Source organism: Actinomycetota bacterium, assembly GCA_036280995.1.
Lineage (GTDB): Bacteria > Actinomycetota > CALGFH01 > CALGFH01 > CALGFH01 > CALGFH01.
In genome coordinates, this window is the sequence record DASUPQ010000309.1 from 1 (window position 1) to 3,287 (window position 3,287).

The 3,287-nt window shown below is 67.6% G+C and carries 6 protein-coding genes; 1 reads left to right on the forward strand and 5 read right to left on the reverse strand.

The annotated features are described in order from the left end of the window. The 5 genes from VF468_10425 to VF468_10445 form a co-directional block, all read right to left on the reverse strand. On the reverse strand, positions 1-333 hold a 333-nt coding region (locus VF468_10425), incomplete at its 3' end, for a 50S ribosomal protein L11 methyltransferase (protein HEX5878722.1). A 128-nt stretch (positions 334-461) separates the two neighbouring features. Further along, positions 462-908 carry a GNAT family N-acetyltransferase gene (locus VF468_10430; protein HEX5878723.1) on the reverse strand — a complete coding sequence of 149 codons (447 nt, stop codon included), beginning with the start codon at positions 906-908 and terminating at the stop codon, positions 462-464. A gap of 13 nt (positions 909-921) precedes the next feature. Next, positions 922-1,317 carry a nuclear transport factor 2 family protein gene (locus tag VF468_10435; protein ID HEX5878724.1) on the reverse strand — a complete coding sequence of 132 codons (396 nt, stop codon included), beginning with the start codon at positions 1,315-1,317 and terminating at the stop codon, positions 922-924. Positions 1,318-1,398: 81 nt separating this feature from the next. Continuing rightward, a complete protein-coding gene (locus VF468_10440; protein ID HEX5878725.1) occupies positions 1,399-1,644 on the reverse strand; it encodes an SHOCT domain-containing protein in 246 nt (81 codons plus the stop codon). A gap of 176 nt (positions 1,645-1,820) precedes the next feature. Next, positions 1,821-2,255 carry a hypothetical protein gene (locus VF468_10445; GenBank protein HEX5878726.1) on the reverse strand — a complete coding sequence of 145 codons (435 nt, stop codon included), beginning with the start codon at positions 2,253-2,255 and terminating at the stop codon, positions 1,821-1,823. 409 nt (positions 2,256-2,664) lie between these two features. Here VF468_10445 and VF468_10450 point away from each other — a divergent pair, with 409 nt between their 5' ends. Next, positions 2,665-3,285, forward strand: coding sequence for a histidine phosphatase family protein (locus VF468_10450; protein ID HEX5878727.1), 621 nt, complete (start codon positions 2,665-2,667; stop codon positions 3,283-3,285). The last annotated feature ends 2 nt before the right edge of the window (positions 3,286-3,287 follow it).

Genomic DNA, 3,287 nt, shown 5'->3' on the forward strand with positions numbered 1-3,287 from the left:
GATCCCGAACCCCCCGAGCCATTCCGAGACGACCACGTCGACACGTTCGGGCGGGTCGACGTCCAAAATGTCGCCCTGGATTACGTGGACGATCTCGTCCAACCCATTCGAGGCGGCCAGTTGCTGCGCGAGGACCGCGACCGTCGTCCGCTCCACCGCGTAGACGCGCGCAGCTCCTGCCCGCGCCGCGAACATGCTCAGGATGCCGCTTCCCGCCCCGACGTCGAGAACGACGTCGCCGGGGCGCACCACCGAGTCGATCGCACGCCGGAAGGCCTCGGTGCGGACACGGTCGCAGATCATCGTCCGGTGCACCGCGATCTCCGCGTACATCGGATCCGGCGGGTTCCTGATTGGTGTCCGCATGGGTATATTGCCGCCGGTCTCCTAGTGCTGCGTCGCTGAAGTAGTTTGACGGTGTGGTGGGACCATGCCGGATGCCTGCCGCGATCCAGCTACGATCAGTCGCGCGCCGACTCGGCGGGAACTCCGGTTGGGTTCAGGCGCTTGCGGTACCAGAGGACGTCCGTTCCTGATGGGAAGTCCTCGACTCGACCCGCCAGTTCATAGCCGTTCCGCTCATAGAGGGCTCGAGCCTGAAAGCCGTAGGTGAAAAGGACGGTCTGTGTGCACCCGCGCGCCGCCGCCTCAGCCTCGGCGGCGGCCAGGAACCGAGTCGCGAGGCCGCGACCTCGGAGACTTGGCTCCACCCAGAGGCTCTGTAGCTCGCAGCAGTCGCCCCAAGTCCACCCGCTGATGCCGGCCAGGACCTTGCCGGCGTCGCGCATGAAGATCGCCAGCTCGACCTCGTCACCGAGTCCCATGGCGGCGGACGCCTCACGACGGATCTGCGTTTCGAGGACCTCGATGTCGAGAGGATCCGGATTGTCCTCGAGGTGGAACTCCACAGCGACCGGCTCGTCAGGCGCCGACGATCTGCTCGATCAGCGAGAGGTCATCGAAGTACGTCCGGAACGACCGGATCTTCCTGTCGCGGAAGTCGGCCACCGTGGCGCCGGCCAACCTGACACGGCGTCCTGTCGCATCCAAAACCGCATCCTCGTCGAGGACGAGCGGCCCCGTGTGATCGGCTTCGATCAGCCATTCGGCGAACGCCTTATTGCCCACTTCGTCGAGTCCCCGAAACATGATGACGACGTTGGAGAACGCCGTTTCACGGAGGACGGCGAGCTCGGCGAGCGCCGTCAGCCCTGACACGGTCGCGTATGGCGACCACCCGACGACGTCGTCGGTGAACAGGGTGCCCGGATCGACCGATGCGCCGCCGACCTCGGCCTCGAGCGCCTTCAGCAGCACGTCCTTGCGCGATTCACTCACTGTAGCCCCCCGTTCCTGTCGTACGGTCTGTTCGAAGTCCTCTGACAATCCGAGCCGCGTTCAGGACCCGAGGATGTTCGCCTTGGCCGCCGTGAACTCTTCGTCTGTCAGCGCCCCCGAGTCGTGCAACTGTGCGAGGTGCTCGAGCTCGTCGGCCGGGTCCGCCGGAGGCGGGGCAGGTTGCGCTTCGTCCAGGTAGTCGTCGGCAGGCGCCTGCTCCTGCTCCGCGTCCTGGTTGTCACGATGATGGGCAACCGCCGCTCCGGCGATCAGCGCCCGGCGCCTTGTCCGTCGCCTGAATCCCATGAAGAACTCCTTCCCGTTCGTTCGGCTGACCACAACCTGGCTGCCGTCGTCCGAACTAGCTGCCAGCTGTCGAACTCCTGCCTGGGACTAGGGTGTGGCGCAGGTCCCGTCGGCTCGGTCGCAGAGGCAGATGCGGCCGTCGTCGTGGCGCTTGCCGGCCATCTCCAGGTCTCGGTTCAGACGTCGCGGAGCTCGCGGCCGTGGGCGGAGACCGCCCAGATGACAAAGATGTCCAGGGTGATGACGGTCAACGCCCAGAACGGGTAGTAGGGGATGAACAAGAAGTTGGCCACGGCGCTGACCAGGGCCACGGTGATGGCCACGACCCGAGCCCAGGTCTTGCCCGACAACAACCCCCAGCCGGCGAAGGCCACCAGCAGCCCGATCAGCAGGTGGATCCAGCCCCAGGTGGTGGCGTCGAACTCGAACACATAGTTGCGGGTGGCGACATAGAACTCGTTCTCGAAGATGGCGATGAGGCCCTGCAACGCCTGGAAGCTGCCGGCCATGAGCATCATGATGGCGGCGAACAAGATGAACCCGACCGCGGTCCCGCTGGTCTCCTGCTCTGCGCGGCGGGCCCCGGACGATGAGTATGCGTCTTCGGTCATGTGCCGATCCCTCCTCTGGTCCGCGGCCGGCCACGCTGGCAGGCCGCATCGGACCACCGAACGCACCATCGCACCAGGCCGGGCTGGGGGCATCATCCGGTTGGGATACGTTTGGCAGCCACCGATTCACCACCATCGGGGAGCTAGGCGGCCGCGGGCCGGTCGCGACCCGAGCCCACCCAGCACCGGCCGAGCAAGGCCAGGCGTCGAGGGCTCCCTTGGAGCAGCCGGGCAACCAGCCCCCCGGCCTCGTCGTCCCCCTGGACCAGCGCGGTCCTGCCCGGAGGGAGCCAGGCCGGGGTCGGTCCCACCGACCAGCCGCCGCCTCGAGCGACCGATGCCATGGCGGTGCGGGCGCGTCTCCAGATGGCGGGGATAGACCCAGGGTCAGACATATCCCATCTGGACGATGACCACCGGCCGGCCTGTCCCTAGCGTCACCAGGACAGGCACGGCAAGGACGGGGGCCACCACGAACCACGCCGACCGGTTCCGATCCTCGACCAGGCTGGTCGAGGATGGAACCGTCACCGCCCGCAGCGCCGAGGATCGCCTGCTCATCGTGGTCCGCCACGGCGATGCCGGTGACAAGGGCCGCTGGGGTGGTCCTGACCTGCTGCGGCCCCTGTCACCCACCGGACGCCGCCAAGCCGAGGGACTCGTGTTCCGCCTGGAGGACTACCCGGTCGAGCAGATCCTGTGCAGCCCAACCGTGCGCTGCCACCAAACCGTCGAGCCGCTCGCCCGCGACCGCCTCCTGCCGATCCAGTCCGTCGCCGCCCTCGGCGTGGACGCCGAACCCGCCCAGGTGCGATCGGTCTTTTGGCATTGGCGGCTGCGCGACGCGGTGTTGTGCACCCACGGCGAGACGATCGCCCAGCTGTTCACCCAGCTCGCCGCGGACGGCATGGCGGTCGCAGAGCCGCTGCACTGGCCCAAGGGTTCGACCTGGCTGCTCCGGCGCACCCAGCGACAGGTCCATGCCCGCTACTTGGGTCCGCTGGCGCTGGACCCGGTCACCACTGCCTGAAC